25 protein-coding genes and 1 riboswitch are annotated in these 25,165 nt (G+C 51.9%); of the genes, 4 read left to right on the plus strand and 21 right to left on the minus strand.

Annotated elements, in window-relative coordinates; genetic code table 11:
- Positions 1-342: 342 nt before the first annotated feature.
- From DVH26_RS28125 to DVH26_RS28160, 8 genes are all read right to left on the minus strand, one after another.
- A complete protein-coding gene (locus DVH26_RS28125; RefSeq protein WP_239627934.1) occupies positions 343-1,146 on the minus strand; it encodes a class I SAM-dependent methyltransferase in 804 nt (267 codons plus the stop codon).
- Between the two features lie 32 nt (positions 1,147-1,178).
- Positions 1,179-1,808: a GyrI-like domain-containing protein gene (locus DVH26_RS28130; RefSeq protein WP_239627936.1), complete on the minus strand. Its 630-nt coding sequence runs from the start codon at positions 1,806-1,808 to the stop codon at positions 1,179-1,181.
- 738 nt (positions 1,809-2,546) lie between these two features.
- On the minus strand, positions 2,547-4,196 hold the full coding sequence (locus tag DVH26_RS28135; RefSeq protein WP_239635510.1) for a b(o/a)3-type cytochrome-c oxidase subunit 1: 1,650 nt from the start codon (positions 4,194-4,196) through the stop codon (positions 2,547-2,549).
- Positions 4,197-4,294: 98 nt separating this feature from the next.
- Positions 4,295-4,780 carry a cytochrome c oxidase subunit II gene (locus DVH26_RS28140; protein ID WP_239627938.1) on the minus strand — a complete coding sequence of 162 codons (486 nt, stop codon included), beginning with the start codon at positions 4,778-4,780 and terminating at the stop codon, positions 4,295-4,297.
- A gap of 35 nt (positions 4,781-4,815) precedes the next feature.
- Positions 4,816-4,944, minus strand: a complete 129-nt coding sequence (locus tag DVH26_RS28145; protein WP_239627940.1) for a cytochrome c oxidase subunit 2A — start codon at positions 4,942-4,944, stop codon at positions 4,816-4,818.
- Positions 4,945-5,141: 197 nt separating this feature from the next.
- Positions 5,142-6,173 (minus strand): Delta(5) desaturase DesA, encoded by a 1,032-nt coding sequence (gene desA, locus DVH26_RS28150; protein WP_239627943.1) that lies wholly within the window; start codon positions 6,171-6,173, stop codon positions 5,142-5,144.
- Between the two features lie 121 nt (positions 6,174-6,294).
- Complete coding sequence (locus DVH26_RS28155; RefSeq protein WP_239627945.1) at positions 6,295-6,834, minus strand: MFS transporter; 540 nt, start codon at positions 6,832-6,834, stop codon at positions 6,295-6,297.
- Between the two features lie 57 nt (positions 6,835-6,891).
- Positions 6,892-8,319, minus strand: coding sequence for an FAD-binding oxidoreductase (locus DVH26_RS28160; RefSeq protein WP_481857623.1), 1,428 nt, complete (start codon positions 8,317-8,319; stop codon positions 6,892-6,894).
- A gap of 492 nt (positions 8,320-8,811) precedes the next feature.
- On the opposite strand from DVH26_RS28160, the gene DVH26_RS28165 reads away from it, so the two are divergent.
- Positions 8,812-9,024, plus strand: coding sequence for a hypothetical protein (locus DVH26_RS28165; protein ID WP_239627950.1), 213 nt, complete (start codon positions 8,812-8,814; stop codon positions 9,022-9,024).
- A gap of 805 nt (positions 9,025-9,829) precedes the next feature.
- Here DVH26_RS28165 and DVH26_RS28170 read toward each other — a convergent pair.
- The 7 genes from DVH26_RS28170 to DVH26_RS28200 all read right to left on the minus strand — a co-directional run bounded on the left by DVH26_RS28170 (position 9,830) and on the right by DVH26_RS28200 (position 16,954).
- Positions 9,830-11,359, minus strand: a complete 1,530-nt coding sequence (locus DVH26_RS28170; RefSeq protein WP_239627953.1) for a solute symporter family protein — start codon at positions 11,357-11,359, stop codon at positions 9,830-9,832.
- A 66-nt stretch (positions 11,360-11,425) separates the two neighbouring features.
- Positions 11,426-11,728, minus strand: a complete 303-nt coding sequence (locus tag DVH26_RS28175; RefSeq protein ID WP_239627955.1) for a DUF485 domain-containing protein — start codon at positions 11,726-11,728, stop codon at positions 11,426-11,428.
- 191 nt (positions 11,729-11,919) lie between these two features.
- Positions 11,920-12,588, minus strand: a complete 669-nt coding sequence (gene tenA, locus DVH26_RS28180; RefSeq protein ID WP_239627958.1) for a thiaminase II — start codon at positions 12,586-12,588, stop codon at positions 11,920-11,922.
- 33 nt (positions 12,589-12,621) lie between these two features.
- On the minus strand, positions 12,622-13,416 hold the full coding sequence (locus DVH26_RS28185; protein WP_239635511.1) for an energy-coupling factor transporter transmembrane component T family protein: 795 nt from the start codon (positions 13,414-13,416) through the stop codon (positions 12,622-12,624).
- A 51-nt stretch (positions 13,417-13,467) separates the two neighbouring features.
- A complete protein-coding gene (locus DVH26_RS28190; protein WP_239627960.1) occupies positions 13,468-15,042 on the minus strand; it encodes an ABC transporter ATP-binding protein in 1,575 nt (524 codons plus the stop codon).
- On the minus strand, positions 15,039-15,626 hold the full coding sequence (locus DVH26_RS28195) for an ECF transporter S component (RefSeq protein WP_239627963.1): 588 nt from the start codon (positions 15,624-15,626) through the stop codon (positions 15,039-15,041). Before DVH26_RS28195 ends, DVH26_RS28190 begins: the two co-directional genes overlap by 4 nt.
- Before the next feature lie 218 nt (positions 15,627-15,844).
- A riboswitch (TPP riboswitch) is annotated at positions 15,845-15,949 on the minus strand.
- A 39-nt stretch (positions 15,950-15,988) separates the two neighbouring features.
- On the minus strand, positions 15,989-16,954 hold the full coding sequence (locus tag DVH26_RS28200; RefSeq protein WP_239627966.1) for an acetylxylan esterase: 966 nt from the start codon (positions 16,952-16,954) through the stop codon (positions 15,989-15,991).
- Between the two features lie 211 nt (positions 16,955-17,165).
- Here DVH26_RS28200 and asd point away from each other — a divergent pair, with 211 nt between their 5' ends.
- Both asd and DVH26_RS28210 read left to right on the plus strand, forming a co-directional pair.
- Positions 17,166-17,954, plus strand: a complete 789-nt coding sequence (gene asd, locus DVH26_RS28205) for an archaetidylserine decarboxylase (RefSeq protein ID WP_239627968.1) — start codon at positions 17,166-17,168, stop codon at positions 17,952-17,954.
- Positions 17,955-18,050: 96 nt separating this feature from the next.
- A complete protein-coding gene (locus DVH26_RS28210) occupies positions 18,051-19,319 on the plus strand; it encodes an MFS transporter (protein ID WP_481857550.1) in 1,269 nt (422 codons plus the stop codon).
- 121 nt (positions 19,320-19,440) lie between these two features.
- On the opposite strand, the gene DVH26_RS28215 is transcribed toward DVH26_RS28210, so the two are convergent.
- Together DVH26_RS28215 and pdxR are read right to left on the minus strand one after the other, a co-directional pair.
- On the minus strand, positions 19,441-20,178 hold the full coding sequence (locus DVH26_RS28215) for a WecB/TagA/CpsF family glycosyltransferase (protein WP_239627970.1): 738 nt from the start codon (positions 20,176-20,178) through the stop codon (positions 19,441-19,443).
- Positions 20,179-20,307: 129 nt separating this feature from the next.
- Entirely contained in the window at positions 20,308-21,780 is a 1,473-nt protein-coding gene (gene pdxR, locus DVH26_RS28220) for a MocR-like pyridoxine biosynthesis transcription factor PdxR (protein ID WP_239627972.1), read from the minus strand.
- Positions 21,781-21,899: 119 nt separating this feature from the next.
- Between pdxR and DVH26_RS28225 the strand changes: the two genes are divergently transcribed.
- Positions 21,900-22,529, plus strand: coding sequence for a pyridoxamine 5'-phosphate oxidase family protein (locus DVH26_RS28225; RefSeq protein ID WP_239627982.1), 630 nt, complete (start codon positions 21,900-21,902; stop codon positions 22,527-22,529).
- Positions 22,530-22,587: 58 nt separating this feature from the next.
- Here DVH26_RS28225 and DVH26_RS28230 read toward each other — a convergent pair whose 3' ends face one another.
- From DVH26_RS28230 to DVH26_RS28245, 4 genes are all read right to left on the minus strand, one after another.
- A complete protein-coding gene (locus DVH26_RS28230; RefSeq protein WP_239627984.1) occupies positions 22,588-22,887 on the minus strand; it encodes a DUF6509 family protein in 300 nt (99 codons plus the stop codon).
- A gap of 166 nt (positions 22,888-23,053) precedes the next feature.
- Entirely contained in the window at positions 23,054-23,326 is a 273-nt protein-coding gene (locus tag DVH26_RS28235; RefSeq protein WP_239627986.1) for a hypothetical protein, read from the minus strand.
- A 67-nt stretch (positions 23,327-23,393) separates the two neighbouring features.
- Positions 23,394-23,942, minus strand: coding sequence for an SLOG family protein (locus DVH26_RS28240; RefSeq protein ID WP_239627989.1), 549 nt, complete (start codon positions 23,940-23,942; stop codon positions 23,394-23,396).
- Positions 23,939-25,162 carry an MFS transporter gene (locus DVH26_RS28245; protein WP_239627991.1) on the minus strand — a complete coding sequence of 408 codons (1,224 nt, stop codon included), beginning with the start codon at positions 25,160-25,162 and terminating at the stop codon, positions 23,939-23,941. The genes DVH26_RS28240 and DVH26_RS28245 overlap by 4 nt, the downstream gene beginning before the upstream one ends.
- Positions 25,163-25,165 lie beyond the last annotated feature (3 nt).

Genomic DNA, 25,165 nt, shown 5'->3' on the forward strand with positions numbered 1-25,165 from the left:
ACCTAACAGCGCGCATTACATCTATGCCAACAAGTCTGTCGTGAGCTTCCAGCCGTTGCTGTGAAGGATGAGCCGGCGAGTGACCCGATTGTACGGCCACACCTCACTTGTTCTCCGCGGCAAAATAACGGTTCCCATCGATGTCGCTGAAATAGAGCCACCAACCGCAGGAGCCGCCATCCTCCAGCTCGGCTTTGCATCCGCGCCGGATCATCTGACTGAATCAAATGCACCGCCGCTCCCCAGTACATGAACATACTATGACACCGCATTTTCCACGTTGGATACAGGAACCTGGTGGTGGATCAGACCTTTAGATCCTATTTCATCTCCCTCCTCCCCTTATTTCGTACAAACAAACAACCCGGAGTCTTTGCTAATACGCACATAACCTTCCGCCGTTTTCTTGCTTTCCAGAAACTCGATAAATGAATTTAAGGCTTCTTTTTGCAGCAATGTTTCCTTAAGATTGCTGTTGATAGTGAACATATAATCAGCCAAATGATGGACATCCGTAATATGCAAATCGCTTTCAAAGCGGAGCAGCTCGACTTGCCCGAAATAGGTCTGCAGCTTCTCCATCCCGTTCTCCAGACCGAAGTGCTTCGAATTCAACGGTTTGGTAAACGATAAGGATGAATCGAACTCGGCAGCGAATTCATAAATCTCGTTCATATGCTTCAAACCGATAGTGGAAGCATACAACGTCCCTCCGGGCTTGACGATCCGGCTCAGCTCGGATAAGGCCTGATCCAGGTTCGGGACATGATACAGCATATGGTTGGCAATCGCAGCATCGAATGTATTGTCCTCATATTCCACAGCTTGAATATCCATCAGCTTGTAGGTGAACTGCGGATGATTACCTATCGTCTGCTCCGCTTTAGCCAGCATTCCCGCAGAATTATCGGTTAACGTAACGTTCCATTTCGGCATCCGCTTTGCCGCATTTTTGATCCACAAATCTCCGGAACCGCACCCGAATTCGATCATGCGGCTATCTGGGGCGAAGTCCATCTGTTCAAATACCCACTCATGCCAATCCTTGTCCGTGGTACTATACATCTCGTGGATGCGAATCCGGATATCCAGATTGGATGAATTGCCGTATTGCTGCCGAACGAATTGCTCTGAATTTGTATTCATATTATAAAAGTCCCCTTCTTGTTAATCAGCTTCTATCCGAGCTGCTCGATTTCAACTCTAACTATCGTTCTCCATGTCTCGGGCGGATGGCACTGCATAGGAGGAGTAAGATAGATTTCCGTCCGGTTCCCCTTCACCCGATATCCTTGCTCTTCGACAAAAGCTGTAATTTCTTGAACGGTAGTCTGTGTATCGCGGTAATGCCCCACATGAAGCTTTTGCGCGCATAAGGCAGAACCGGCCCCGATGAACCTCGTCTCGGGATTAGGCCGGCCTCTCAGCTGCTTGCTTACATGAGCTTTGGCGACATCAAACATTTCCTGGGTAATACAATCGGGAACCTGCATCAAATGAGTGACAGAGGAGCGTTTATTTGCGTCCGTATGACGCCAGATCAGTTCGGGCGGCATGAGCTTGAACTTATAGTTCAGCGACTTGGAAATTCGCTTGAGCTGATTGACCACTTTCCAGACGATGTACGGCTCGTCCAACGGTTCCGGCCTTCCCGCCCAGTTCATGTGGAAGGAAGTACTCATTTCCTGCGCAACATATTGCAAAGCAGGAAGCTGTAGTATTTGTGCGGGACCTGGCTTTAGCTCATAAACTTGAGGAAATACTTTTCGGTTATCGTTTGTTTTCATCTTTACAGATGCAATAGCCACGCGAGAGCCTCCTCAGCAATGGAATTAATATCCATTTCCATTATAATGCAGCGAAACTGGATTTGTAAGCATTCCCCACATCCGTTTTCCTTATATTCCCTCAAAAAAGTACTCGATTTGACCAATAACGGTACATGCCTCTGGCTTGAATCGCGGGAATATATAAGTCGCATACATTGCTTCGATTCGCGACTCTGCCGTACCACTGATGCTCATCCTCCCATTCATCGTTGTGTTCGAATTGAGGGAATATATAACCACCGACCTTGTCGGTCATCATAATCACTGCTAGAGATTGAGGAAGGTTGAAAAAGAGTAGAATCGAATCGGCCCTTCTTGCATAGAAATTAGTAAGGACATGCTCTTACTATCAATGCAGCTGGCTGAAATAATTGCGCGGTATTTGTAAATACAGAGGGAATAAAAGAGGTCCTTCGCTTAGTGGCTTCCATTGGAGTGAGTAACTTTGGTCGGTGTCCTCACATCTCGATAAAATCAAATGAGGAGATTGCTAAACAATGCTAATTGATACGATTTGGTGGAATGCGTTAGGCACAATACTCTTTTTTACTGTCATACTTACTGTTGCATATTGCTTATGGGATGCTCAACGAGAAGACCAATATACATAAATTGATAGGGACCGCAGCGAGATATTTTAATTTCTTGAAAATGTTAGCAAAAAGGAGAACAGCACTAGAGGCTGTTCTCCTTTCGTTCAATTAAAACACTTTTGCTTTACCACGTCACGATCCCTTTCGAGCCTACGCCCGGATTGTTGAGCAGCTCCATAACCGGAACGGAGTAGGCAACGAGAATAAGTACAACCAGAACCCCGACCCATACTCCCCAACGCTCGAAAATGGCCGGTGTATGCTCCGCCGTATCACGAACTTCGGCAATTGGATATTCCGTGTAGCCTTTCGGAGCGCGGAGCAGCATAATCACGTTCATAATGATCATCAGCACGCCAATGAACAATATCGTTCCGCCGATTGCCATCACGACATGATACGGCATCCACAAAATGGCGTCCGGGTGATCCTGATACGTCGTATATGCGGTACGCCGCGGAGAACCGAACAAGCCTACGGTGTGCATCGCTCCGGACATGAAGAACATGCCGACCAGCCACACAATCGTTTGGGCGATACCTAGCTTATGCATTAGCGGAGTCAGCACACGGCCTGTAAGCGCCGGGATCAGCCAGTACGTGATGCCGAAGAATGTCAGCGCAACGCTTGTCGCTACGGTCAAATGAAAGTGCCCCGTCACCCACAGCGTATTGTGAACGACCATATTCATTTGGTGACTCGCGTTGATCAGCCCGCCGGCGCCGGCAGGGATGAAGATGAGCATACCCATGAACGGTGCGAAGAAGCGCACGTCGGACCATGGAAGCTTTTTCAGCCAGCCGAACAGCCCCTTGGCTCCAACCGAGCGTCCATGCAGCTCAAAGGTAGCGAACAGCGAGAATGCCGTCATTAACGACGGGATAACAACCATGAACGTCAACACAACTTGAACGTATTTCCAAACCGAGGAAATGCCCGGCTCCATCAGCTGATGGTGGAAGCCGACCGGAATCGAGAACAGCAGCAGCATGACAAAGGCCAAGCGTGCCATGGCGTCGCTGAACATTTTGCCGCCGATAATTTTCGGAATGATCACATACCAGCAAATATAAGCAGGCAGCAGCCAGAAATAAACGAGCGGATGACCGAAATACCAGAACAGCGTACGGCTTAACGTTACGTTGACCGTTTCCACCCAGCCGAACGACCATGGAATCAGCATGAACAGCACTTCGATGGCAACGCCAAGCGTCGCGATCAGCCACATCAGCATCGTGACGACGGACATAAAGGCGAACAAGGGAGACAGCTTGCCGTTGTGCGTTTTTTTCCAGTACCGGTACTGGGTAAAAATACCGAAGCCGCTCATCCAGCTTCCGACGACAACGAGCACAAGCGCGACATAAAACCACGGCGATGCTTTCATCGGAGCGTAGAACGTGTACAGGACGGTCGCTTTGTTAAGCAAAATGAGGATCGTGGCGATGATCGTCCCCGTCGTCATCAAGCCGTAACCGAGCCACCCGAGCTTGCGTGAGATCGGCAGCAGATGGCCTCCCATCGTTTTGGCAACGCCGGAATATAGAAACCCGATGATGAAATACGTTGTAAAAATAAGCGCCATCAGCACGCCGTGCGCCGTCAGCAGCTGATAGTACCCGATCTCGTAAGGCAGCGTAATCGCACCGCCGCGAACGAGCCCCTGCAGGACTCCGGCAACCCCTCCCAGCAGCAGAGCGAAGAATGCGAATAAAATATGGGCAAGCACCAGCGACGAATCGCCGCGTTGAAACGTTTGCGCTTCCTGGTTCATCATGACAGCACTCCTTTTGCGCGAAACTTCCGCGTCTTCATGTGACTTTTTTCACAATATAATTGAGTTGTAGCCTTGAAATTTGTAATCAGCCCTGTTTAGCTGACAATAATCCTTGTCTGCATCACTTCGTGTGCCGTACCGCAATATTCGTTGCACAGCACCAAATATTCTCCCGCCTTCGTGAACTTGTATGTCAAGTGGTTCACTTCACCGGGTACAACCATCATGTTCACGTTCGTTCCCGGAATTTGAAACCCATGGACGACATCTTTGCTTGTAATGTGAAAATGTACCGTAGCTCCCGTTGGAATCTCCATCTTCTCTGGACCGTATCCGAAAGCAAAAGCAAGCATGTACGCGTCGTACTCATTCTCCCCGATTTTCTTCAAGCCCAGCTCATTAAACGGCGCGGTCTGCTCCACTGTCTCCGGATCGACTACTTGACGATGCTGGCCGTGGGCATGATCCCCCGGTGTTTGGGCTCCAAGCGCGAAAGCGCCGACTCCAAGAACGATCAAAAATACGATTAGCATGGATACCCCGAAGGTCATCCAGATTTTTTCCAGCTTGTGCATATGCATTGACTTCATCCCCTTCAATCGATAAGTATTAGGTGTTAGCCGCGAGCCACGAACAACCATAAAACGCCGACCCATGTTACGATCAGAAACGCCGCAAGCAGCATAACCGATGCGAATGTGCCCTTCAAAGACGGCTCCGTGCTCTTCGAATCCCTTTGTTCCATCGTGCTTCCTCCCCCTTCGGGCGTTGAATTCTATGAGTTCATTGTAGGTTGACGGCCCGTTGTCAACTATGACCAAAGTCACAACGATTATTAATGAATCGTGAACGTTTTATGGACGTGTGGTACAAAAAAACAAGCCCCCGCACAGTAGATACCGTTCTACCGTGCAAGAGCCTGCTGTATGGAAGTTATCTGTGTTACTCCCCGGACGCTTTCGCTGTCTGGGTTTGTAGTGCTGCCAGCCGTTTAATATCTTTGAAGCCGACGAATTGCTTGCTCTGCTCGTTCCAAATCCGGAACTGCAGCGATTTTAAGCTCGTCAGCAGTGTTATGGTCTTGACATCTCTCAAAAAGGAATTCGAGTTATGAACGGTTTCCAAATAATAATTAGGTACCCTGGGACTCAAATGATGAATATGATGAAAGCCAATATTACCTGTAATCCAGTGAAGTACCCTCGGCAGCTTGTAAAACGAGCTTCCCTGCAAAGCCGCCTTGACGTAGTCCCACTCCTCTTCTTGCTCATAGTACGTATCCTCAAATTGGTGCTGGACGTAGAACAGCCAAATGCCGGCTATCCCCGAAATGAAGAAGATTGGCCCCTGTACCAGAAGAAACGCTTGCCAGCCAATGATCCAACAGAGCAGAGCAATGATTCCAGCGATACCGAGATTAGTAATATAGGTGTTCATCCGTTCCTTGAACCCGGCGTTCTTGCGGTTGAACCGATAGTCGATCAAAAAAATATAAATTGGTCCCAGTCCGAACATAAAAATCGGATTGCGGTACAGCCTGTATATGAGCCGTTTCAGCCAGGAAGCCGACACGTATTCATCGACCGTAAGCGTCCAAATATCTCCTGTTCCCCGCTTGTCCAAGTTGCCGCTTGTCGCATGGTGCACCGAATGGCTGTGACGCCATTGATTGTACGGGCAGCAGGTCATAATGCCGGTTAACGTCCCGACGATTTCATTTGCGGTTTTATTTCTAAAGAACGATTTGTGGCAGCAATCATGAAAAATAATAAAAATGCGAACCAGAAACCCTCCCGCCGGAATGGCTAATGCCAGGGTCAGCCAATACGATACTGATAAACTCATATAGGCGAAATACCAAAGCAGGAAAAACGGCCCAACCGTGTTAATAATTTGCCAAACGCTGTGCTTGATGTCAGGTCTCTCATAAGGAGCGATGTCCTTACGCCAGCCGTCTTGTTCCCGATGATGCATTTTTATAAATCTTCCTCTCCATGGTTGCATGTAATAGTTTCGTGCCAACCATGATAATACGCATAAATCGACAAAAGGTTTCACTTGCAAACAAAAATATTTCGTATTGCGAAATATTTAGTCAGTTCGCGGTCCGATTTCGCCATACAGCCCACGCACTGAAGCCGTAAACCGCTGCGCTAGCGTAAAATAACGCGTTGATCGTAAGCCAATCAATCAAGTAGCCTCCGAGCAGAACAGCAAAGCCCGAGGCGATGGAAGTCCAAAAATGATAAGAGCCTATCGTATGCCCTCTGGCTCCTCTTTCGGTGGTGTCGGCAAGCAGCAATCTCTCGCTTGTTTTTTGCATCGCATTGAAGGCTCCCATCGCCAGCTGAACGATAAGCACCTGTGTATAAGACGATATCCATGGGAATAGCAGCATGGCGAGCATCATTCCTATAGAGCTGCTGAACAGGATGAGATGCGCCTGCTTGTCGAGCCGCCCTGCTAACCACTGAGAGGCTGCAGCCGAGCTGATCGTAAATATGGCAAAAGCCAGACCGTATTTCGAATAGCTGTTGCCGAGATTTTTCAAAAAAAGCAAATAATAAGGATAAATCATGCCCGCAGCTAACGTGACCAGACTTTGCGAACGGATAAGCCAGCGGCTGTCCCCCATCGTACGGATTCCCCCCTGTAAAGCTGTTCCCGGCGAACCTGCCGGGCCTCAGCCAGCTCAATGATATTGCTCGTAAAAATAGTTCATGAACAGCCCGTTCGGATCGTACTCCAACTTCTTGGCCCAAAACTCCTTGTGTCGCGGATACGACGCGTGAAACTGCTCCATGCTCGGATATGACGCATAAGGTAAATAATACGTCCCTCCATGCTTCAGAACTTGATCCAAAATGGCCTGAACGCCCTGCTTCGCCTTCTGCTGGCCCTGAGCTGACAGTGGCGTCTGAAACAGGCAAACGAGCGCAAACATATCTTCCTTGGCGTAAGACAATACCGCTTCCTGATCTCGATTGACGTATCGGACCGTGATATTAAGAAGATTCATGTCCTCCTTGCGGAGCACGGTCTTCATGCTCTCGACAAACCCGGCAAACCGGTCGACCGGAATAAAATATTCCTGCAAAAGATCGTTGTACCCCGCCTCGCGGTATTCCATAAAAGCAGATTCGGAGCGCATCGCATTATTGCGGCTGATGAGCTTTTGCTGCTGCCCGGAAAAATAATAGCGCTGCAGCTCCCAGAACACGTTTTTTCCCCAATCGGACGAGCGGTTCAAGTGAAACATGAGCTTCGTTGGAATGACCCACGGCTCGCGTGTAACCAGCTTGCTGTACCGGGACAGCTCGGCTTCCTTGTCAACGGTATAATTGATCGCGTACATTTCGTCTAGAAAATGATCCGGTGCAATCGAGATACGGGCAATGTGCATATGGACGTCCGGATTCGCTTTGACGCTGCTTGCAAAATAACGGCTGTATTCGTCCACCCTCACCGCGTCGGTCGTCACCTTGTAGACTTCATCCTCCGTCAGCGTTAAGGTCACGTCCAAAATCAGCCCGAACAGCCCGTAGCCTCCGAGCGCAAGCAGGAATAGATCCGCATTCTCCGTACGGCTCACCTGAATGACCTGCCCATCGGCCTTCAACAGCCGAAACGACTCCACGCTCTTGATCAAGGAGCCATTGCGGATGTCTCTGCCGTGCGCGTTAATGCTGATGGAGCCGCCGACGGTAAAAATATTTTGCGATTGCATCGTCTTGACCGCGAGCCCGTACGGATTGACCGCATCCTGCACGTCCTCCCATGTAGCGCCTGCCTGGACGCGAATTTTCCTGGCTTGCGTGTCGACGGACAGCACCTTGTTGTAATGCGTCATATCCACTACGATGCCATCCTTATAGTATGTATGGCCGCCCTGGCTGTGGCGCTGACCGGCTATGGAGATAGAGTGGCCCGATGCTGCCGCCTCGCGGACGATCCGGATCAGCTGCTCCTCCTCCCGGCCTTCGATGATCCGTTCTACTTTGACCGGATGCAGGCGGCTGTAGTCGGTGATCATATAAGGGTCCTGATCGGGCATATCATTGCGTATGTAATTGAATAAGCAAAGCGCCGCCAGCAGGCTTAGCGCTATCCCGCGTTTTATCCGCACCTCCGGCTTTCACCTCTCCGATCTTTTTTCCGTTTTCTTACATATAGAAGTTCCACTTTACCATACCATAACCCCTGTTATTCGTCACTCATAGCGGGTGCGGCGCAGGTGCGGTGCGGCATGGTGAACGAGTGCGAGACACAGTGACGTGCAGGCGAGCGAGGACGGCGCGGTGACGTGAGCGACGGTGGGCAAGGGGAGGGCAGGTGCGGTGCGACACGGTGAGCCGGGCGCAGGCAGAGCGGTCCGGGGCGGGACGGCATGGTGACCGAGGGCAAGGCTACGTGGATGCGGGGGCACATTGAGCTGAGGCGGGCGCGGGTACGGCGACACTTGCGGCGTGCTGGCGCGATACGGTGTGCGGATACAGACGCAGCGCTACCACGCACGGGAGGTGGCCACGGCGGTATCCAGCTATGCTAGGCCGGCCCTATATCATCTGCTATAATAAGAAACATACTTTTGCGAATCAGGGAGATTAATTGTATGGCTAACCGCAAGCTCATTACGGAGCAGGATTTCCAAGAAGCGATGGACCGGCAGGTCCACGTACGCGTGTTTCAAGACGACCAGATAGTTGATTCTGGCGTTGTTATTATCCGATTTACGGATACATTCATCGTAACCCAATCTGGAGTCAGCGATGTGACCTACCATGACAGAAAAGGCTGCGAGTTTTTTGAAATGAGAAAAAGATGATTGCGGCACGGTCAAAAAGTAGTAGTGAGTAACATGCGTTGAGTATCATGGGTTAGTAACTAGCAATACGGCTAGCAGAGTTAGAATGGTAGTGAACAACAATTGATGTGTTGAAGGCACATGTAGTTGGTAATGAGCAACAATCGGCATATAGTAGCAAAGGTAACTGTTAATGAGAACAATCGGGTGTTCCAGACAAAGTAACTGGTAATGATCAATAGTTCACGTTAGCAGGTAAGGTGAGCGATTATAGTAACAGCTTGCAAGCAACAACCATCAAGCCCCGGCTGTTCGCAACAGGATATCGGACACTGGTTCCGCTATTTGGCAAAATTCACCCCACAAATGAGGGTGATCGGACTGAGAAGCCCTTATTTGCTCCAAAATGACCCATTTTCGCACGATTCTAGCCGAATAACGGAACCTATGTCCGCAACCCTCCCGTTTTCCCCGGTTTCGAGAGAAATAACGGATCTACGGTCCGATCGCTTGCGCCAACAATCATAAAACCCATAAGTTACTCCATCGCCCGCCTCAAACCACCGGATCTCCGCTCCTACGCGCAAAATGGAATACAGATCGCTAGCACGCGCTCACACTGCCAACAAATCGCCTCTTCCCAGCCCAACTCTCGTAGCTTTTCCGATACCGCCCCACCCCTAACATAAAACAACCTCCAATCCGCTTGAGTCAAGCGGAATTGGAGGTTGTTCATTACAAATGACCGGTACGCCCGCCATCAGGCGCAGCAGCATAGCTTTACCTTCCTAAGGGTCACACCTTCAGCCCCACACGAAGCCATCAATTACAGCTTGATGCCCGTATTCGCCTTCACCAATATTTCCTCGTACTTCGCCGCATCGGAAGGCCGCGATAACCAGCAGCCGACCATAGCACCTATGAACCCGAGAGGGATCGAGACGATACCTGGATTCGCATACGGGAACCAGGCCTGCCCTACGAGAATCGCCTTGCCGGCTTCCGGGCTCCATACACTGGGACTTAACGCAACCAGAATGAGCGCGCTCAGAAGACCGGTGAGCATTCCTGTGACGGCGCCGGCCGTGTTGAATCGCTTCCAGAATATCGTGAACAAAATAACCGGCAAATTGGCGCTTGCCGCTATCGCGAACGCCACGGACACGAGGAACGCCACGTTCAGCTTTTGCGCGAACAAGGACAGCACGATCGACACGATTGCAACCCCTACCGAAGCCCAGCGCGCGACGCTCATTTGTTCCTTTTCCGAGGCGCTGCCTTTGCGCAGAATATGGGTGTAGAAGTCGTGCGCGAACGCCGACGCGGCGGATAGCACGAGCCCTGTCACTACAGCAAGGATGGTGGCGAAGGCAACCGCCGAAATGAAGGCGAAGAAGAAATCGCCGCCGAGCGCCTTGGCCAGCAGAGGAGCCGCCATATTGCCCCCTTTATCAGCAGCCACAATGTTGTCATACCCGACGAATGCCGCCGCGCCGAAGCCGAGGAAGATCGTCATAATATAGAAGATCCCGATCAGCCAAGTCGCATGAACAACGGAGCTTCTGGCGGTCGGAGCGTCTTTTACGGTGAAAAACCGGATCAAAATATGCGGCAGTCCCGCCGTGCCCAGCACCAGAGCCAGATTCAACGACAGCGTATCCAGCGGAACCTTGTATTTATTGCCCGGGTTGAGGAAGCTCTCCTTGAGCGGCGTGGCCGCCTTCATCTGCTCGAACATATCGGTAATGCTGAAATTAAACTTGGCGAAGACGATGATCGAAACAATGAATGTTCCCGCCATTAAAAGCATCGCCTTAATAATTTGCACCCAGGACGTCGCCCGCATCCCGCCGAACACTACGTAGACGGTCATCAAGGCACCTACAAGAAGCACGGAGGTCGTATAATCCAGCCCAAGCAGCAGCTTGATCAACGATCCTGCCCCCACCAGCTGCGCTATCATATAAAAGATGGAGATCGTGATCGTGTTCAGCGCCGCGACACCGCGCACTTTTTTATCGTCGAAACGGGCTGCGATCATATCGGCCATTGTATATTTGCCCAAGTTGCGAAGCGGCTCCGCCACAAGATACAGGACGACCAAATAAGCGACCAGAAAGCCGATGCTGTAAAAAAATCCGTCGAAGCCCGACAGCGCAATCGTCCCGGCAATCCCCAAAAATGACGCTGCCGACATATAGTCGCCTGCAATAGCGAGCCCGTTCTGCCATCCTGTCAGCCCGCCGCCCGCCGTATAAAACTCGCTTGTCGAGTTCGTTTTTTTCGCTGCAAAATACGTAATGATCAAGGTGAGCGCCACGATGCCAAGGAACAAAATGAATGCGGTCGTATTCATCTTAGAATCCACCTCCAAATGTGAGCAAGCAAGTTAGGGAGCGAAGTCAAAATAAATGGTATTTAATTACATTCCATTCTCTCGGATCGACTCGATCATTTTGTCATATTGGGCTGATTTTCTCGAATACACAATGCACAGCACCCAGGTCATAATGAACTGCGAAAAAGCGAAGATCCATGCCCAGGATACGGGACCGAAGGCCGGACGGTTCAAAACCGTCGAATAGGAGGTCAAAAGCGGCAGCGTGAAGTAATACGCGAAAAAGAATAGCGATACCGGCAGCAAAAATCGCTTTTTTCGGCTCATCAGAGCCTTGAATTTAGGGGAATTCGCAATTTCATGGTAGCTCTTCGCTTTGGCTTTCATAAGCTCTCCCTCCGCTTATCGTTAAGATGTTTAGCCTGACTGCTTCAATTGGTAAAATATACAACAGTCAAATGATAGCGTTTACATTTTACAATTGTATTATAACCAACGTTCAATTATTACGCTACATTTTTTTCTGCAGCAAAAAAACGCCGGGCACTACCGCAGCACCCGACGCCAACATCTCTATGCTATTTATACGTTGGCCATGTTTCCTGAGTATAGGCCATTTCCCAGAACATATATTCATAATGGCTGCTGATAATAAAATGCTGCTTCATCCGCTGACGGTCCGCCTCCGTCACTTTCTCCGCAATAGCGTCCAGACGGTCGATCTGCTCCTGCACGAGGTCTCGGAACCATTCTCCCCCGTAGGCTTTAATCCACTCTTGATAAATGGGCTCGTCCGGCGCGGAGCCTTGCAGCTTTTCGCCGATCTCGAAGTACAGCCAATAGCACGGTAAAATCGCTGCGATAATATCGCCAAGATGCCCGTTATATGCAGCGCGGTGCATATGCGATGTATAAGCATAGGCGGTAGGAGCCGGCTGGAACGCGGCGCGCTCCTCAGCTGTAATGCCCATTTGCTTGGCGAACGTTTCATGCAGCGACAGCTCCGCATTATAGGTGCCTTGCGCATGGACCGTCATCCGGTTGGAGACGTACAGGTCATCCGCTTTGGCGGCGCCAATCGACTGGACACGGGCAAATTGGGACAAGTAATACGCATCATTCAGGACGTAATACCTGAAGCACGCCAGCGGCAGTGTGCCGTCCGCGATTCCTTGCACGAACGGGTGCTGGAAGCTCGCACTCCAGCTGTCTTCTACGGCAAGCCGCAGCTCTTCGGAAAATTTCATGTTATGATCCTCCCACTCCAATGTTTTTGGTTGTTACATAACTTTATATCTTACATCGCCTATAGAAACATAAGGAAAATGCAGGCCTATGTACACCGCAGCGCTAAGAGAAGCAGCGACGTACAGCAGTAAGTACGCATCGAGCATCGAGAAGCCGATGCGGTAATAATACGTCCGCTCGCGCGCCGCCGAGAAGCGCTTCGCTTCCATAGCGACGGCAATCCGCTGCGCCCGCCGGATGCTCTGCGCAAGCAGCGGGATCGCATACAGCCGCAGCGTCTCGTAAACACCGCCGAGTCCGACCCGGCGTTTGACGCCGCGCACCTTCAAAGCCATGCCGAGCGTCTGGAACTCGCCGACCATGATCGGGATCAGCCGCAGCGCCGCCATGAAGCTGTAAGCGAATTTGGGCGGCAGCTTGCATTGCTGCATCAGCGAGTAAAACAAGGCGACAGGCCGTGTCGTCAACGCAAAGGTCAGGCCGGTCAACGCCATGTTGACAGTCTTAAACCCGATATGCAAGCCGCGGTAGAAGCTTTCCTCCGTTACGTGCACAAGCCCCCACTTGAGCCAAGTCGTATCCCCCTTACCGAACATCATCATCGACATGGATGAGGAAACGAACAGCAGCACAAACGGCAGCATGAGCAATAGAAGCCGGCGCAGCGGATGCCCGGAGAAGCACAGCAGCAGCAGCAGCTGCGCCAACGTTACATTGATCATGACGTTAATATTGTCCGTGAACAGCACGACAAAGAACAACGCCAGCGACAGCAGCAGCTTGAAGCTAGGGTTTACCCGGTGAAGCCAGGTTTCGTCATATGTCATCAGGTTGTCCACAGCTCTCACTTCCCTTTCTTACCAATCCTTTGCCATCGTTCATTTCATCATTTCGATTCTATCTACCGTTCGAGCTTCGCCCGAGTCCAATGCCGTCTTGGTCTCTAAATTCGTGCCCAAGGCTTGCAAATAATCGGCCGGCAGCAGGTCCTGCACAAGCTCTCCCCGCTCCACCACCCACACCCGGGTAGCGAAGCTGTCCACGATATGCAGATCATGCGTGACCATCACAATCGTCGTCCCTTTCTGCCGCCATGCTTCCAGCTTCTCCAGGATGGCGAACGTGTTCGCCGCATCCTGCCCGAACGTAGGCTCGTCGAGCAGCACGAGCCGCTGCTCCTTCGCCATCGCCGTCGCCACGCTGAGACGGCGCTTCTGCCCCAGCGACAGCTGATACGGATGCTGCGCTTGCTGTGCCTGCAGGCCGAACTCGGCCAGCAGCTCAAGCGCAAGCCGCTCCGCATCAGCGGCGCGGTCTCGCCGGAATCCGAAGGCAGCCTCGTCAAGAACCGAGTTCGTGACGAATTGCATCTCCGGATTCTGGAACACATAGGCGGCCGCGTCTGCGACGTCCTTGAAGCCTTTGACGCTCCGCCCGGCGAGCTCGTAGCTCCCGCCGCCGGTCGCGATCAGCTGCATCATCGCCTGCAGCAGCGTGCTTTTGCCGGCCCCGTTTTCGCCGACAACGGCGATCCACTCGCCCGCTCCAGCCTGCGCTTCGGTAACATGCAGCTTCGCTTCCCGACCTCGGTAGGCGGACCAATCGCGGATCGCAAGCAGCCCTTTTCCAGGCGAGGCTGGCGCCTCAGGCGTTTCCGCTGCAAGCGGCGTACGCGGCGTACGTCTGCCTCGACTGCTCAAGGCTTTATAAGTTGCGCTTTCCTTGTAATCGTCCCATACGCCGGGATACCAAATCCCGTATTCCTGCAGCTTGGCTTCGTTTTGCACGAACACCTGCTGCGGCGGTCCGTCAGCTATGATAGCCCCGTCGGCGGAGAACAGCACGACTCGATCCACGAAATCGACGATCTCATCGATCTTATGCTCCACGATGAGCACCGTCTTCTGATCTGCTACCGCCTTGATCGTGTCCCATACTTGCTTCGTCCCTTCCGGGTCGAGCAGCGCCGTCGGCTCGTCGAAGAACAGCACATCCGGCTCCAGCGCCAGTACGGACGCGATGGCGAGCCGCTGCTTCATCCCTTGCGACATCGATTGGATCGGCATGTGCAGATCGGGCAAATGCAGGCCGACCCGCCTCAGCCCATCCTCGATCATAGCCTTCATCCGCTCGCGGGGTACCCCGAGATTTTCCAGCACGAAGGCAATCTCTTCATCGACGAACGGCATGCAAAACTGCGTTTCCGGATCTTGAAATACATAGCCCCAGGAAGAGGGAATCGTAATTTCGTCGAATTTCACGGGAACTTCGATCACATTCGGAATCAATCCGGTCAGCACCTGCAGCAAAGTCGATTTGCCGCAGCCGCTCGGACCGAGCAGCAGCACCTTTTGCCCGGCCGTCACCGAAAAGGATATATCATTGAACAGCAGCGACGGACTTCCGGCAAACTTCAGACGCAAGCCGTCGACAGAGGTGCAGACGGCACTCATTGCTTACGCTCCAGTGCCTGATAATCCGCCGAGCTGGCCGGTCTGACGAGCGAGGTTACGCCGGTAACCTCCAACGCTTTGACAAGCCAGTACGCGCACAAGCCGGTGAAGAAGATGCCGCTGATAATCCGGAAAATAAGATACAAGGTCAAATTCCATGTTTGCAAATCGATCAAGTAGCCTTTGAATGCATCAAAGACAAGGGAAGCCACGGCCGCTCCGATCCCCGCCAGGCAAGCGACAGCTGCCGAAAAGCTGCGGTAGCGGAATAGAGCGAAGGCAAGCTCTGCCAGCAGTCCTTGCGCAATCCCGTAAGTCAGCGCCTCAACGCCGTACTGCGAGCCCGCTATCAGCTCGCCGGATGCTGCGGCTATTTCCGCCAATAAAGCTACACCCGGCTTACGAATTATAAGAGCCGCAACGGTTGCAGCCATAAACCACACTCCGTACATCAGCTGCTCCAGCTGAAAGCCTGCCAGCTTCACTACATTGGACACATCTCCCCACAGACGATAAATGATCGCGAATACGATGGCGATGACAATGGTAACCAAAATATCGGTCAGCTTTAATCCTTTGGACATGTTCAACCACTCCTTCAATTATAGATTGCTATGTTCGGGGTCATTACTCCGACCGACTGATCCGCCAATTAAGCGAAGCGTAACAGAGCAGCTGTATTCCCGTTCCTGCCGGGGGCCCACCGGCGGGTTCAAAGAAATGGGTTGCGCATCGTTGCCTATACAACAAAAAAACCACTTCCATAACTGGAAGTGGTTGCATGTACAGTCTTAACACACGCTAGAAACGCTCTCCACTTCCCTACGCTGGTACGATCCAGATCAGGTTCAGAGGGTCTAGGATCTATCGATCCAGTCTCAGCCTTGCGGCTCCCCTAGTGACAATAATCATATTAACATGATTGAAACAAATGTCAACGGTTCATTCAAATATATTTCTGGACGAACCGCATCATTTCTTCTTCGTGAAACGGCAGCCCCTCATGGCCGTAATCGTGGTACAGCTTCAATTCTTTTTCGCAGGACAAATGATTGTAGGCGGCAAAGCAAGTTGACGGAGGACAGATCGTATCCTGCAGTGTAATGGCCATCAAAGTACGAGCCCGAACGCGCGATGCCATATTCATCCCGTCAAAGTAGCTGAGCGTCCGGTACACCTGCTCCTCGCGCGAGTGATCCGGATCGAACCGGCGGAACCAGTTTTTGATCTCCACATAAGGTCCACCGTTATGCATTTCCACCGAACGGCGAAAATGGCACAAGTACGGATAATACGGCATGGCCAGCTTAGGCCTGGAATCCAATCCCGCTGCGGCCAGCGCAAGTCCTCCGCCTTGACTTCCGCCGTATACGGCAATGCGGCTCGTATCGACTTCTTCCCGAGAACATACGAAGTCCAACGCCCGGAGGCAATCGATATAGACGTTGCGGTAATAGTATATATTCGGATCGAGAATGCCGAGCGTCATCCAACCGCTAACGCTTCCTTGAGGGTAGGCAGCCAAGTCCGGCGTTAAGCCTCCCTGGCCTCTCGCGTCGATGGCGAAAGCCGCCATCCCCATCGCGGCCCACTGGAGCAATTCATGCGGCTTTCCGCGATTTCCGTTATATCCGTGATATTTGACGATGACAGGCAATGTGCCTTTCGCCGCCTCAGCAGCGGGCACAACATACCATCCATGTACCGGCGTTCCATCTGTTCCTTCATATACTACATCGTAGACTCGGACGCTTTTGACCGGATAATCCTCTACCCAAGTAAGCTTGGCGTTCAAAGGAACCGACTGGGAATGCGCTTTCATCCGCTCCCAAAATGCGTCAAAATCAGCTTCAGCCGTCAATTCAGGTTGATAGGCTTGCAGCTGTGATAAGGGCCAATCGACATTAGGCATAACCTGTTCTCCTCTTTTCGTTAGGCAATATTGGATGATGTTCGCAGTTTCACCTTCTTTTTCATTGTAGCAAGGATAAGCATGTACGCAATCGTTTTTTTGCCGCTGCAGCTGGTAGCATGTGCCTGCTTTTTTTCTTGCGTTAAAACAGGTTATATGTCAAGATAATCGGTATACCCAGACTATTGAAGAAACAGGTGAATGTGAAGTCATGATGAAACCCTTTTTCCGCTTGCTGACGGAGCTTTCGTCCCGCAAGTCGATTTCCCGCTTGACCGGAGCTTTTGCAAAATCACGAGCAAGCCGCGGCTTCATCCCGCGTTTTGCCAAACTATATGGCATTCCCGTCGAAGACGCCGAGAAGCAGCTTAGCGAATACGCGTCTTTGAACGATTTTTTCACGAGACGGTTAAAAAGCGGCCTGCGCCCCATCGATCAGGCGGAGCAAACTGTGGTCAGCCCCGTCGATGCCGCGATTACAGGCATTGGCCCGATCAGCGAAGGACTGATCGTTAATGTCAAGGGACAAGATTATACGGTCGAAGAGCTGCTGAACTTCTCTCCGCGCACCGTCAATTACAAGAACGGGTTCTATATGGTTCTTTACTTGAGCCCGACGGACTACCATCGCATTCACACCCCAATCGACGGAACGATTATCGAGAAAGAGCATGTTCCGGGCAAGGTGTATCCCGTCAATGAGTTTGGGCTTCGCCAAATGCGCCGGGTGCTGAGCCGTAATGAGCGGTTGATCACCTATATGCAGCATGAGGGAGGAGAAGTAGCCGTCGTCAAGGTCGGCGCGATGAACGTCAGCAGCATTCAATACGTATCCCCGCTTCCGGATCGCGTGAAGCGAGGAGATGAGCTAGCGTACTTTGAGTTCGGATCGACAGTCGTCCTGCTTATGGAGAGCGATACATTCGACGTCCGGAGCGACTTGAAGGTCGGCAGCAAAGTGAAAATGGGAGAGGCTCTAGGACGAATTCATCCGTCCTAAAGCTTTGATTCCGGCCATGCAGCGTAAAAGCTGCGTGGCTTTTCCGTGTGTTTACAACAATTACAACAACGTAGCAGCAGAGGAGAACTTAACGTCATGCAAGCAGCACAGACCGGCACCGCGGCAGCGCAGCCAAGAATGCAGCAAGCGCCGCAGCCCGATACGAAACCAACCGTTTTGCGCATTTTGTTAGCTATCAGTATCGTTCATTTGTTTAACGATTCCATTCAATCCATTATTCCTGCCATTTTACCGATTTTGAAAGATACGATGAACCTGAACTATATGCAAGCAGGCATTATCGTATTTGCCCTCAACATGACTGCATCCATCATGCAGCCCGTAGTCGGTCTCTATTCGGACCGCAAGCCTTCCCCCTACATGCTCCCGCTCGGTATGGGTATGACTTGTTTAGGGGTATTCGGTCTGGCCTTTTCGCCTAGCTATTGGCTCATTTTGCTCTCGGTTATGCTGGTCGGACTCGGTTCCGCCGTCTTTCATCCGGAAGGCTCCCGCGTCGCCTATATGGCAGGCGGCTCACGCCGGGGGCTGGCCCAGTCGATCTTCCAGGTCGGCGGCAACGCCGGACAATCGCTTGCTTCCATCATGACAGCACTCATCTTCGTGCCGCTCGGCCAGCGCGGAGCGATCTGGTTTACGCTGGTAGCCGGACTGGCCATTGTCGTGCAAATGTACATTGCCAAATGGTACGGCGGCTACCTGGCTGCGCACCCGCGCCCGGCCAAATCGTCGGCGGTACGCAAGGTCAGTCCCGCCCGGAAGAAGCAGATCACCTTCGCGGTGGTACTGCTTGTGTTCCTGGTCTTCGCAAGATCGTGGTACCATTCGGGCGTATCCATCTATTACCCGTTCTACTTGATGGACAAGTTCCATGTTTCGCTGGAGCATGCGCAAATTTACATTTTCCTGTTCGCCGCTGCCGGAGCGTTAGGAACGTTCATCGGAGGACCGCTGGCCGACCGGTTCGGCCGGCGCAACATGATTTTCTTTTCCATGCTGGGCTCGGCTCCGCTCGCCATCGTCTTGCCTTACGCCAACGAGCTCTGGGCCTATGTCATCCTGCTTATTAACGGCTTCATCATTTTGTCGAGCTTCTCCGTGACGGTTGTGTATGCACAGGAGCTCATTCCCGGCAAAGTAGGTACCGTGTCCGGACTCATCACCGGCATGGCTTTCGGTCTCGGTGCGCTGGGAGCCGTCGCCCTGGGCAGCCTGATCGACAAGTTCCATTTGCCTGTCGTCATGCAAATGGTCAGCTTTCTGCCTTTGCTCGGCCTGCTGACGTTCTTCCTACCGTCGGACCGCAAGCTGAAGGAATGGGCGCAGGACGCCGACGCATCATAATCTTCGTTGAACGGCTTGAATGCATTTTAGCCCGCTTCGGAGCACGTACGTTATCCGTCAGTAAAAAAGCCCTTGAACCGCCTACGGTCCACAAACCGTGCGGTACAAGGGCTTTTTGTTTTTAGGCTTTGCCTGTTATGACCTTCCAGGCGAATTTCGGCAGCACGAGCTGTCTGCGCCATCTCGAAGGATTCGACAGCAGCCGGTACAGCCATTCCACATGCAGCTTCTGCCACACCACAGGAGCTCGCTTCACTTTCCCTGCGATCACATCGAGGCTGCCTCCGACACCGAAGGTTATCTTCGCATTCAGTACCGTCCGGTACTTATTAATCCATTTCTCCGAGTAAGGGGCCCCCATCGCCACGATCAGAAAATCCGGCTTCGCCGAGCCGATCTCGCGTACGATCCGGTCCTCGTCTTTTTTATCGAAAAAGCCGTTCTGCCTCCCTGCAATACGCACGCCCGGATAGCGGGCCATTATCGTTTCCACCGATTTGCGGCTCGTCTCTTCGTCCGCTCCAAGGAAATAGAACGAATATCCTTTGCGGCTGCCGATCTCGAGCATGCCCGTCAAAATATCAAACCCCGTCACGCGTTCACGCAGCGGCGTGCCTTTCCATTTGGCAGCCATGACAATGCCGATTCCGTCAGGCGTAACGAGCCCTGCGGCATCCATAATCTGCTTGAGCTGAGCATCTTGTCTGGAGGTCATGACGATCTCCGGGTTCGCCGTAATTAGATGAAACAGCTCGCCCTCGCCTTCCTTGCGGTCCGCCTGCGCGGTGAGATGCTCCAATGTTTCGGTTAAGTTCAGTGTGGAAAAAGAGACTCCCATCACATCGATCGATTGCTGCATTGCTTCCCCTTCCTTTGCCGGGCCTGCGGTTTCCTTGCCTTTGCCGCACTAGGCCAAGCCCTTGTTCTTTCCCCTATTGTACCTTCAATTGCCTGCCTGTTGCAAAAAAAATTGTCTGATGCCGCCGCATCATTCGATTGTCAGCGCCGCTTCCTTCATCCTCGCAATCCCGTACGCCATATCGGGCTCCGATAAATGCGGAAAATGAAATATGACCCCGTATCGCCGCCTGCCGCCAGCATCATCGACTTCCGTATCGGACCATCGAATGCCGGCGGCAAGGCACCGCTCGCGGTAACGAACGTATTGCTCCTCTGTGCCCTTCCACCATCCGAAAAGATGAAGCCCCGCATCGCTCTCCACCCAATCGAACAGCCCGGATAGCGATTCTCCAAGGAGCTGCTGCAGACATTCGAACTTGCGGCCGTACACCCGTTTCATACGCCGCAAATGCTTCTCATACTGCCCGCTGGCCATAAATGCAGCCAATGTACGCTGCTCCAGCAGACCGGTAGGGAGCAGCTCGTACAATGCCTTGGCTTTGACGAACGCGCTTGTCAAAGCTTGCGGAACCACTGCGTAGCCGATTCTTACGCTGGGAAGCAGTGTCTTGCTGAAAGAGCCGATGTGGATCACTCTTTCATGGCGGTCCAATACCTTCAGCGGCTCCAACGGCTTGCCGCGATGGCGGAATTCACTGTCGTAATCGTCCTCTACGATGATGGCTCCCTTCTCATAGGCCCAGCCGAGCAGCTGCTGTCTTCGTTCCATGCTCAGCACGGAGCCTGTAGGAAACTGTCTGCCGGGGGTGACGAAGAGCAGCCGTGCGTCCCAAACGTCCGGTACCATGCCATACTCGTCCACATCGGCGAGGATGCACGTTCCTCCGACGGATTGCACCGCCCGCTGAATACCAAGAAAGCCCGGATTCTCAACAATCACATGCTCCCCTTTGTTAACGAGCAGCTGCACCGCGAAAGCGATAGCCTGCATGGAGCCGCTGACCACGATGATTTGACCGGCATCGACCGCTATCCCTCTTGCTCTGCGCAAATATTGCGCTATGCCCTCGCGAAGCGCTTCGTCGCCTTGGGCTTGAACCAAGCTGCCGTATGCGCGGCCTTCCGACATGCTGAGCTTTCTCGCTTGTGCATACAGACACCGGTTCCACTCCTCCTGCGGAAACCATGCCAAATCCGGCGCGAACATATGGAAATCGATACGCCGCATACCCTCATCCGAATGTGCAGGTATGCCCGCCGCACGAGGATAAGAATGGCTTTCCACCCGCTGTCCCCATTCCGAGAGTGTATAGGCCGCCTCAAGCGGGTCCTCCCGCTTCATCTCCTTCGTCCTGTACGAAATGAAGGTTCCGCGTCCGATCTCGCTTACGACGTAGCCTTCGGCGGCCAGCATTTCGTATACCTGATTGACCGTGCCTCTCGATACCCCATACAATCCGGCCAGCTCCCGGCTGGAAGGCAGCTTGGTCCGGTAAGGCAGCACGGCGTCTACAATCGAATCGCGGATGGAATGGTACAAGGAGAGCAGCTTGGTCGGGTATTTGTCCCGGTAGCCTTCATAAGGAATGTGAAAATGCATCGAATCGCCTCCGTCTACATCAATGGTCCATTAAAAATAATGTAAATTGGAGCTTTTCGCTTGTCAATGTTTGCGGTACTTTAGTTTGCATAATTGGTGATTTAGAAGGGAGACAACCGATGAGAAGAAATGAATTTGAAGGGATGGATAGCGAAGAAACAGCACAATTTTTGCATGAGATGAGCTATGGGTTTCTAGGGACGGTCGGAGAAGGCGGCTGGCCGGAGATCACACCTCTTAACTTCGTGTACACCGGGGGAAGCCTTTATTTTCACGGCAGCAAAGTCGGACAAAAAATGACCAACCTGAAATCCGATACGAGAGTCACGTTTGCCGTAGCCAAGGAATATGCGATTATTCCTTCTTATTTTCTCGATCCGAAGCTGGCTTGTCCGGCAACGGCCTACTTCAAGTCGGTCATGATCAAGGGCCGGGCAGAAATCGTAACCGAGCCCGGGGAAAAGGCGACGGCGCTTGCCGCATTTATGAAGAAGCTGCAGCCTGAAGGCGGCTACGAGCCGATAGATGCTGAAGACAAGGATTACGCTGCGCAGCTGAAAGCAACCTCTGTCGTGCGGATCCGGATCGAAGAGATGACAGCGAAGTACAAGTTCGGACAAAACTTGAAGGAACCGAAGTTTACCCGAATCACCGAAGGGCTTCAACATAGGGGAGCCGAGCTGGATGAAGAGACGATTGCGCTGATGAAAGCCTATTGTCCGCATCACCGCGGGCAGGAGAACAGTTAGCCGACGGAACGACGGACAGCAGGCATGCCGGCATAACGCCGGCCTCTGCTTCGCTGTACTAGGAATCCAGCGCTTCCTTCCAATGCTCCTTGCAAAAGGCTTCCACGACGGCCACCTCGTCGTCTTCCATGTCAAACTCCAGGTATTGCTCTGTACCCCGCTCGTGAATCTCGTATTTCACAATGCGTTCGTCCTCATCCTGCACACCGTAAATGACGCGGACATACAGTCCATTCTCCGAATAAAGCTCGTCGTCCTCCGGAACCTCGATATCGAGCACGAATTCAACCCGCTTGCCGGGAATAATGCCGAACGGATCTTTAATTAATTCTACACTGTAGTCGGTAATCGTTATCACGTTTATTCATACATCCTTTCCAACTGCCTGACTAGAACCTATTATACATGGATTTTCAGAAAATCAATAACTAGCCTCATAAAGTGATATAATATAAAAAAACCTGCTCATCGCTGAACAGGTTCATTGATATCATATTTTGGAGAAGGGATTTGGAGTCAAAACGTTATTCGGCAGGCTCTGAACTTTCCTCTGATTCGGACGATGCGTCGGCTTCTTCATCCTCACCGTCATCCTCCGCTACTTCCTCATCTTCATCGGCATCCTCTGCATCTTCAGCATCGCCGGCTTCTTCACCGGCATCATCATCAGCTTCTTCTTCCACTTCTTCATCATCCACTTCATCGACAGCAGCTTCGGATTCTTCTGAAGCGCTTACAATTACTTCTTCAACCTCGGCCTCAACCAACACTTCATCCTTTTGAAATTCTTCTCCCATAGCAATCCCTCCAATTTGCACTTAGTTTCCCTAAGTGTGATACATGTATATGATACGGGAGAATGTTTTAGTATTCGAACTGCTCTTCTTCCACAATATTTTGCAAATCATTCGCCGTAATGCTTAAGATGCGGTAATCGTGCTGCTTCGCCAGGTGCAGCGCCTGTTCCTTGATGAATTTCGGCGAGCCTTCCTTTTCTTCATCGTACAAAACGATGATTCCGTCGGAATTGCGGAGCAAAAATTTATTTTTCTCCTTAAACTGCCACGGTCCGTCGTATTTGGTTTTGGTTACGCTGTTCACGTAATTCGCGCGCTGCAATATGCTGCTGTACACGCTTCGCTTCTCTTCGCTCCAGTTCTCATCCTGCTCCAGGAACGGCGTAATGACAGCCAGCTGAACCGTATCGTACTCTTCCTGCAGCTCCAGCACGGCTTCGGCCGCCCACAGCTCCACTCCCCATTGGCCGCTGACGATAACCCACTCCAGCCCCTCGTCCAGTAAAGCCACGATTTGTTTCTTAATCGCCTTCTTAATAATCGGGATGCCCGGATGCTTGAGAGAATAAATCCCCAGCTCCGCGGCTTTGTATCCCGTCACTACAACCCGTTTCACCCGTTGTACACTCCCTTATCCGCGGTCTGAACCGATGCGGCTTTCTTTTCCTTCAGTATGAGCCAGACGATACCTGCCGTACAAATGACTGCAATCCATGCGTTGTAAAAAAAGACGTTCCTCATTCCGAAGGCTTCGCTCGCAAACCCGCCGAAAAAGCTGCCGATAATCCGCGCAACCCCTAAACTTAGCAGTCCGTTGAGCGTCTGGCCGCTCGCCTTAAGCTCTTTGGGAACCTCGCGGTTAATATACATGGCCATCGTTACTGTAAGCACAATAAAAATTAGGCCGTGAAGCAATTGCGCCGGCAGCACCCAATACGGATTCTCCGTGAACGAAAAGGCAAACCAGCGGAGCGCCGTAGCTACGCCGGAGACCAGCAAAATATGCGTCAAGCGGACCCGCTTCATAATCCGGTCGGCGAAGAGCAGGAAAGGAATCTCACTCAGCGAGGAAATGACCATGGACCAGCCGATCAATACGTTGTCCGCCCCGAGCTCGCGGAAATAGATCGGAAAGAACGAGTAATAGTAGCCTAACGTAATTTGCAGCACCAGATTGATGCCCATATAGATCATCAGCTTGCGGTTTTTGAACAAGACCCACACTTGCATTTTTTTGCCGGCCGACTGATACCCGGAAACCTTCGGAAACCTCGTCAACAACAACAGTGAGATCAGCATGACCGCGGCATAAACGGGAAATAGTGTACCGATATCATACTTGGCCAAATAACCGAAGCTGATCGACATGATCGCGAATCCGATCGTCCCTCCAAGCCGGATCGACCCGAACGACCAGCTCTTCTGCTTGTCGAGCTCCTCCAGCGTAATTGCGTCACTGATTGCGAAGGTTGATGTCTGGAAAAAGGTGAACAGACACACCATGACGAGCAAATAATAAAATGCGTCGGACAACGGAAACAACATGACCATGAGTCCGCTTCCCGCAAGCAGCACGGCAAGGACGGAGTTTTTCGTCTTGGCACGGTCCCCTATGGCTCCCCATAACGGCTGTGCCAAAACGGCGACAAGCGGTCCCAGGCTGAGCAGCGTCCCGATTTGTGCCGGCGTCGCCCCCACGGATTGAAAGTATACCGGTATGTAAGTCCCGTATACCGCATTTCCCATATACACAATCATATAGAACAGCAGAAAATAGATCATTGCGGCTTCCGCTCTTTTCTTCGTAGAGTAGAGTTGAATAAGTACGACCTTCATTAT

The sequence above is a fragment of the Paenibacillus sp. H1-7 genome (assembly GCF_022354825.1).
GTDB lineage: Bacteria > Bacillota > Bacilli > Paenibacillales > NBRC-103111 > Paenibacillus_S.

What these genes read in the sequence shown, in the direction of transcription:
- DVH26_RS28125 (WP_239627934.1), bottom strand. Translation starts at nt 1,146, where the DNA reads ATGAATACAAATTCAGAGCAATTCGTTCGGCAGCAATACGGCAATTCA.
- DVH26_RS28135 (WP_239635510.1), bottom strand. Translation starts at nt 4,196, where the DNA reads ATGAACCAGGAAGCGCAAACGTTTCAACGCGGCGATTCGTCGCTGGTG.
- DVH26_RS28140 (WP_239627938.1), bottom strand. Translation starts at nt 4,780, where the DNA reads ATGCATATGCACAAGCTGGAAAAAATCTGGATGACCTTCGGGGTATCC.
- DVH26_RS28145 (WP_239627940.1), bottom strand. Translation starts at nt 4,944, where the DNA reads ATGGAACAAAGGGATTCGAAGAGCACGGAGCCGTCTTTGAAGGGCACA.
- desA (WP_239627943.1), bottom strand. Translation starts at nt 6,173, where the DNA reads ATGCATCATCGGGAACAAGACGGCTGGCGTAAGGACATCGCTCCTTAT.
- DVH26_RS28155 (WP_239627945.1), bottom strand. Translation starts at nt 6,834, where the DNA reads ATGGGGGACAGCCGCTGGCTTATCCGTTCGCAAAGTCTGGTCACGTTA.
- DVH26_RS28165 (WP_239627950.1), top strand. Translation starts at nt 8,812, where the DNA reads ATGGCTAACCGCAAGCTCATTACGGAGCAGGATTTCCAAGAAGCGATG.
- DVH26_RS28170 (WP_239627953.1), bottom strand. Translation starts at nt 11,359, where the DNA reads ATGAATACGACCGCATTCATTTTGTTCCTTGGCATCGTGGCGCTCACC.
- DVH26_RS28175 (WP_239627955.1), bottom strand. Translation starts at nt 11,728, where the DNA reads ATGAAAGCCAAAGCGAAGAGCTACCATGAAATTGCGAATTCCCCTAAA.
- tenA (WP_239627958.1), bottom strand. Translation starts at nt 12,588, where the DNA reads ATGAAATTTTCCGAAGAGCTGCGGCTTGCCGTAGAAGACAGCTGGAGT.
- DVH26_RS28185 (WP_239635511.1), bottom strand. Translation starts at nt 13,416, where the DNA reads ATGACATATGACGAAACCTGGCTTCACCGGGTAAACCCTAGCTTCAAG.
- DVH26_RS28190 (WP_239627960.1), bottom strand. Translation starts at nt 15,042, where the DNA reads ATGAGTGCCGTCTGCACCTCTGTCGACGGCTTGCGTCTGAAGTTTGCC.
- DVH26_RS28195 (WP_239627963.1), bottom strand. Translation starts at nt 15,626, where the DNA reads ATGTCCAAAGGATTAAAGCTGACCGATATTTTGGTTACCATTGTCATC.
- DVH26_RS28200 (WP_239627966.1), bottom strand. Translation starts at nt 16,954, where the DNA reads ATGCCTAATGTCGATTGGCCCTTATCACAGCTGCAAGCCTATCAACCT.
- asd (WP_239627968.1), top strand. Translation starts at nt 17,166, where the DNA reads ATGATGAAACCCTTTTTCCGCTTGCTGACGGAGCTTTCGTCCCGCAAG.
- DVH26_RS28210 (WP_481857550.1), top strand. Translation starts at nt 18,051, where the DNA reads ATGCAAGCAGCACAGACCGGCACCGCGGCAGCGCAGCCAAGAATGCAG.
- DVH26_RS28215 (WP_239627970.1), bottom strand. Translation starts at nt 20,178, where the DNA reads ATGCAGCAATCGATCGATGTGATGGGAGTCTCTTTTTCCACACTGAAC.
- pdxR (WP_239627972.1), bottom strand. Translation starts at nt 21,780, where the DNA reads ATGCATTTTCACATTCCTTATGAAGGCTACCGGGACAAATACCCGACC.
- DVH26_RS28225 (WP_239627982.1), top strand. Translation starts at nt 21,900, where the DNA reads ATGAGAAGAAATGAATTTGAAGGGATGGATAGCGAAGAAACAGCACAA.
- DVH26_RS28235 (WP_239627986.1), bottom strand. Translation starts at nt 23,326, where the DNA reads ATGGGAGAAGAATTTCAAAAGGATGAAGTGTTGGTTGAGGCCGAGGTT.
- DVH26_RS28245 (WP_239627991.1), bottom strand. Translation starts at nt 25,162, where the DNA reads ATGAAGGTCGTACTTATTCAACTCTACTCTACGAAGAAAAGAGCGGAA.